Source organism: Emticicia sp. (assembly GCF_049241225.1).
Taxonomy (GTDB): Bacteria; Bacteroidota; Bacteroidia; order Cytophagales; family Spirosomataceae; genus Emticicia.
Window position 1 is genome coordinate 36,826 of sequence record NZ_JBMLRC010000212.1, and the last position, 5,354, is coordinate 42,179.

The window sequence follows — 5,354 nt, forward strand, 5'->3', positions numbered from 1 at the left end:
GTTGAAAATTTACAAAATCAGCAGTTGCTGCCTTTCCGTGAAGGGCTTTACACCTATCACCGCATGGCTCTCGATAATTTTACTACTGACCCAGTAGGCGGCCGTAAGCAAGTTTTTGATTTCTTGAATGCCATAAAAGAAATGCAAAAACTAAAGACTAATTCGGTATTATTAACAAGTTTTATGAATGCCAAAAATCAAGAAATGGTCAATGTGTTTTCGGAAGCTACTAAAGATGAAAAGCAGAAAGCCTTCGCCATATTATCAGCCGTTGACCCATCAAAGACCGAGCTTTATCGTAAACTGGTGAAGTAGTGGTGAAAGACATTTATCATCAAAAAAGCCCTAAAATTTACAGTTTAGGGCTTTTTTGATGATATTTTTTTAATACACTAAGACTGGTTTGCCGTTTTCGCACGAAACACTTTTCGGCGAGGCAGTTATCGAACAATCAGACCCAATGCTGTGCTTGATATTATACATTTTGGATTGTGCCGTATAATGCTCAACTTTTTTCAAGAAACAAGCTGTATCAATCTGCGAGCTATAAGCAATGTAGCCACTCGGTCCACCACAAGCTTTTGCTCCGATGGGTGTAAAAAGCCATTGTCCTGCGTTATCACATGTTTTAGACTTACTCAAATCCTCTATTTCTTTGAATAATTTTGCTAAAACGGCATTGTCTTCCTCTTTTGATGCCTTATCGTTAATGGTGCTTGTGGGAGTACAGTCGGTGTTGATGTTTTCTGAAGTACAGCTCATTGCCGAGCCTGTCAGAATAAATGCCAATAATAAGATTTTAAAACTTCGCTTTTTCATGATTCAATAAAATTTTGATATTTCTGATAAGATACCATTTTCTGAGAAAAGGTTGGAATGTGCTTTTCTCACAGAAATATATGGGTGCAGTATTTTTAGTTAAATTTTACTTTAGAATACTCAGTTTATCGTTCTCACCCCAAAAAAGTATGTAAATTTGATGGTAAGTAATTCTTTAGATACGTGATATGAAACAAAAACTAATCGATTATTTTTCCAGTATTTCTCCACTTTCAGAAGCCGAAGCAAAGGCTATCCATGATAGTGCAGTAGTGAAAGAATACGAAAAAAATACGGTGCTTCTGAAAGAAGGACAAATAACCAAGAATACCTATTTTGTTTTTAGAGGTTTAATAAGGCAATATTCTTTGGTTGATGGTGAAGAGAAAACAGCCGCTTTTTTCACCGAAAACCAATGGGTAATTTCATTAACTGGTTTGAATGAAGAGAAAGTGTCGACCTTTTATTGGGTTTGTGAAGAAGACTGTGTTTTATTGATAGGAAATGATAACTCGGCACAAGATTTATTCAAAAGTCACCCAAGATTGGAGTCTATTGCTCGAAAAATAGTAGAAAATACCTTCGCTGAGTATCAACAAACAATGATGGCTTATCTGAATGATACGCCCGAGCAAAGGTATTTAAGATTAATAGAATCTCGTCCTGACCTCATACAACGTATTCCCCAATACCAGCTGGCGAGTTATTTAGGCGTAAAACCCGAATCTCTGAGCAGAATCAGGAAACGCTTAGCTTTAAAGCGTTGATTTCTTTGAGCCAACCGATTACATAAACAAGTATAAAAACAGTCGTAGAAATCTCAATCGTTGCAAAGAATAGATAATAAATAGTTGGTTTTCCGAGAAATAGTGTCAAAGCCATTACCGAGGTTTTGATAAATGCGGCCACTAAGTTTGCAACTGCATTGGGTTTATCTTTCAAAATTCTTGATAAAAGAATCATAGAAATTGGAATTTCCATCAAAATTCCAGCAGCTAATAAGAAATTCTCGTTAATTTCCATACCCTCGACACTGCCTTTAAGGTATTGTTTTAGAAGGGAAGAATCCATTAACCCGATGAGGTCGCAGTAAAGGTAATTAATTGTTACAAATACCCAAAGTGTTGATAATAAGGTTTTTCTATTCATTTTATGATAAGTTTTGAGTAGCAAAATTCTGAAAACTTATCTTTGAAAAAATTGATTTGGGTTAAGAAAGGAGTGAAGAATTAAAACAAATTCTGTGACACGCCTAGCATGTCACAGAACATAATTATTTTAGTTATTCATCCCAAAGATTAGCAATCGTATAATCGCTACCTTCAATGCACCAGAAATCTCCTTTGATATATCTATAATGCTGGTCTAATGCACTCATGGCTTCCATCTGAGTTGCTGAAAGGTTGATATCGGCAGCGGCTAAGTTATCGGCCAAGCGTTGTGGATTTACTGATTTCGGAATCACAGAAGTACCTCTACAAACAGCCCACGCAAGCATTACTTGTGCTGGAGAGCAGCCGATTTCGGAGGCAATGTTTAAAATTGTCTGATTCTCAAAAAGTTTTGGTTCGCCAACTGAAATCCTACTGGCTGGTCTATCAGCCGAACCGAGCGGACAATACCCTGTGAGAATAATCTTATTTTCGTTGGCAAATTTTAGGATGGCTTTTTGTTGAAGAAATGGGTGAAGTTCGAGTTGCAAAACTTCTGGACAAACGCCCGTATCAGCTTTTATTTGCTCAATTTTTTTGATACTAAAGTTAGAAACACCAATATGCTTAGTTAAGCCTTTGGCTTGCAAATCAATCATTCCTGACCAAGTTTCAGTCAGCGAAACTTCATTGAGGCTTACCAAGTGTTCGCCACTTTGAGGATAATCAATATCATTACGAAGTACGATTGGCCAGTGAATGAGATAGAGGTCGAGGTAATCAAGTTGTAAATCACGAAGCGTAATTTCGATTGCTCCTTGAATATCTTCTTTTCTATGACGATTATTCCAAAGTTTTGAAGTTATCCAAAGTTCTTCTCTGCTCACTTCTCTGTTTTTGATAGCATCGGCAATGGCTTGTCCAATTTCAGCTTCATTGCCATAAATAAAGGCACAATCAAAGTGGCGATAGCCAATGGAAATAGCTTCTCTTACTGCTTTATACACTTCACCTTTGGCCGATTTCCAAGTGCCTAAGCCCAATGCAGGCATTTTATCGTCATTACTAAAACTGAAATATTTCATAAATCTTGGTTTGTTGTAAGAATTAAAAAAAAGGTTTTTCGTTGATTTTTTGGATAATAGCGACGGCATCGCTCGAAGCGATGCCGTCGCTGGTTTTAAAGGTAGATTTCGTATCAATCAGAGAATAAACCAAAAAACATCAAGTACAAAAGGTAAATGCTTTGTGTATTTGATGTTTTAACTATTATTTGTAAGAAATGTTATGAGCAAAGGGTGATTAATACCCCCATTTTTTCATGATTGCTAAATCTTCTTTCATGCAATCCAACGGAGCTTTGCCTTGATAAGACTCTTGCTCAATGATAAACTGCGTTGTTCCGCCCGATTTTTTACCCATATCAATAATTTCTTTCACACCGATAACACCCGTTCCGAGAATCGCACTTTCCCAACCACCGTGTTCGGTTGCACTCTTGATTTCGTCTTTTACGTGCATCAATTCAAATCTTCCTGGATACTGCTTTAATAAATCAGCCGCACGTCCGCCACCTCCATACATATTACCGATATCGAGCTGCTGAGCAACCAAATTTGGGTCAGTATTTTGTAGCATGATGTCGTAAACTTTCACACTACTGAGTTTTAAACTAAACTCAAAATCGTGGTTATGGTAGCCAAATTTCATGCCCGATTTTTTGCAAAGCTCACCTGATTTATTGAAAACCTCCATGAAACGCTTCAAATCATCAAAATTTTTGCGTAAACTCACATCCAACCACGGGCTAATTACATATTTTTGTCCACAAATAGCGGCATCTTCTACTGTTTGTTTCCAGAGGTCAGTAAATTCACCTTTGGCTTCATCCCAGTGCTGTTTGCCCATTACAGTATGTCCACTAGGCATTTTTAGGCCTAAATCATCTAATACTTTACGAAATTCTTTAGCCGAATACCCATAAAACTTACGGTCGATGTAGTTGGCGTGCTCTACGTGCGTATAACCCATTTCGGCTATTTTCTTTAGGCTATTCAGTGGGTCTTTTTTCATATCCTCTCTGATAGAGTAGAGCTGCACGCCCACCACGTGTTTTTCTTTTTTTGCAGCAAATAAATCGCTCGAAAATGCGGCTGTACCTGCCAGTGCCAATGCACCTTTTTGAAGAAATTCTCTTCTTTCCATAAGTTTATCGTAGGTTTTGATAGATTGAATTTTAAATGTTATGATTTTATAAATAAGGCGAAACCGAAAGTTTGATTAAATCTACTAATTCTTCATCCATAAATTGATATTCGTCAGGAATATCCAAGACAATAACTTCTTTTTCATCGACTACCGTAGCAAATCTTTGTTTGATTCGTTCTTTATGTTTCTTTTCCATCACAAAGATAATATCTGCCCAGTTGATTAACTTTTCGGTAATTTTTATGCGTGCCGAAGGCTCAGTTCCAGCTGACTTTGCTTGATGTTCTTGATTATTTTTGAATATTTCCTCAGCCGTTGGGCTTCGCCACTGATTCCTGCTACATACGAAGAGTAGATTCATTTGTTGGGTTTTAAAATTGTTTTGTTAATTTGAGTATCAAAACCTGTTTAGTTTGTGTTTGTATATTTGTAACTGATGTTAAGCAGACAAACAGGTACAGCGTACCATAATATTTGTAGAAATAGTAAATAGTTATGTGCTTTAAGCTACGTAGTAGCGAAATCATACCTATTACTTTACTTATTATTTCGCTACTACGTAGCTTTTGTTTACTTTCGAACAGTATTACTACAAATATTAAGCAGCTCTGCTGCTTTGCACAACATCAATTTGTAAATAAAGAACTGACAAACTAAAAATATGAAAACTAACCATAATGTCGAACCTGATTTTGTTGTCATAAACAAACCATTACCAGAGGCAGACAGAAAAAACTTTCAGAAATTATAGCGAAAGCAAAGAAAAATAATCCAAAAAAGTTGTTAGCTACCTATTAAATCTCACTCCTTAGTCACTACCTCATCTAAATTCATCATAGCATTGGCTGTAACTGCCATAGCTGCTAATGATGGGGAAGTATCTGAGCGACCAAAAAACTTATAGGCTTCCACCGGGTTTTTCTTATATTGTTGTTCGGTTTGGCGATAAAGTTTGGTTAAAATTTTCAACTCTCTTTCGTCAATATCTCGCATCATAATTTTATTGAAACCTGCCTGAATCTGTTGTTCGGGTGTTTTACCTTTCTTCAACATACTTTTGGCCAACTCTTGTGCTGCTTCTACATACGCAGGGTCGTTTAGAGTTACAAGTGCTTGCAAAGGCGTATTCGTGCGTAAGCGTCTCGACTGACAAAATTCTCTGCTCGGTGCATCAAA

General features: G+C 36.9%; 8 protein-coding genes. 2 read left to right on the plus strand and 6 right to left on the minus strand.

Annotated features, from left to right (window positions below):
- Nucleotides 1–315 (plus strand): DUF4835 family protein (locus ACOVO2_RS11755; protein ID WP_421770160.1); only part of this gene is annotated, 315 nt, incomplete at its 5' end.
- Between the two features lie 69 nt (nt 316–384).
- On the opposite strand, the gene ACOVO2_RS11760 is transcribed toward ACOVO2_RS11755, so the two are convergent.
- Nucleotides 385–819, minus strand: a complete 435-nt coding sequence (locus ACOVO2_RS11760) for a hypothetical protein (RefSeq protein ID WP_421770161.1) — start codon at nt 817–819, stop codon at nt 385–387.
- A gap of 188 nt (nt 820–1,007) precedes the next feature.
- Between ACOVO2_RS11760 and ACOVO2_RS11765 the strand changes: the two genes are divergently transcribed.
- Nucleotides 1,008–1,586 carry a Crp/Fnr family transcriptional regulator gene (locus ACOVO2_RS11765; protein WP_421770162.1) on the plus strand — a complete coding sequence of 193 codons (579 nt, stop codon included), beginning with the start codon at nt 1,008–1,010 and terminating at the stop codon, nt 1,584–1,586.
- Here the strand turns inward: ACOVO2_RS11765 and ACOVO2_RS11770 are convergent.
- The 5 genes from ACOVO2_RS11770 to ACOVO2_RS11790 form a co-directional block, all read right to left on the minus strand.
- Nucleotides 1,558–1,968: a DUF6326 family protein gene (locus ACOVO2_RS11770; protein ID WP_421770163.1), complete on the minus strand. Its 411-nt coding sequence runs from the start codon at nt 1,966–1,968 to the stop codon at nt 1,558–1,560. The genes ACOVO2_RS11765 and ACOVO2_RS11770 overlap by 29 nt on opposite strands.
- A 133-nt stretch (nt 1,969–2,101) precedes the next feature.
- Complete coding sequence (locus ACOVO2_RS11775) at nt 2,102–3,055, minus strand: aldo/keto reductase (protein ID WP_421770164.1); 954 nt, start codon at nt 3,053–3,055, stop codon at nt 2,102–2,104.
- A gap of 217 nt (nt 3,056–3,272) precedes the next feature.
- The gene (locus ACOVO2_RS11780) at nt 3,273–4,175 is read right to left on the minus strand and encodes a sugar phosphate isomerase/epimerase family protein (RefSeq protein ID WP_421770165.1); all 903 of its coding nucleotides are present in this window, start codon (nt 4,173–4,175) and stop codon (nt 3,273–3,275) included.
- A gap of 46 nt (nt 4,176–4,221) precedes the next feature.
- Nucleotides 4,222–4,539, minus strand: coding sequence for a low molecular weight protein tyrosine phosphatase family protein (locus tag ACOVO2_RS11785; RefSeq protein WP_421770166.1), 318 nt, complete (start codon nt 4,537–4,539; stop codon nt 4,222–4,224).
- A 440-nt stretch (nt 4,540–4,979) separates the two neighbouring features.
- The coding region (locus ACOVO2_RS11790) for a DUF1553 domain-containing protein (protein ID WP_421770167.1) at nt 4,980–5,354 on the minus strand (375 nt) is incomplete at its 5' end.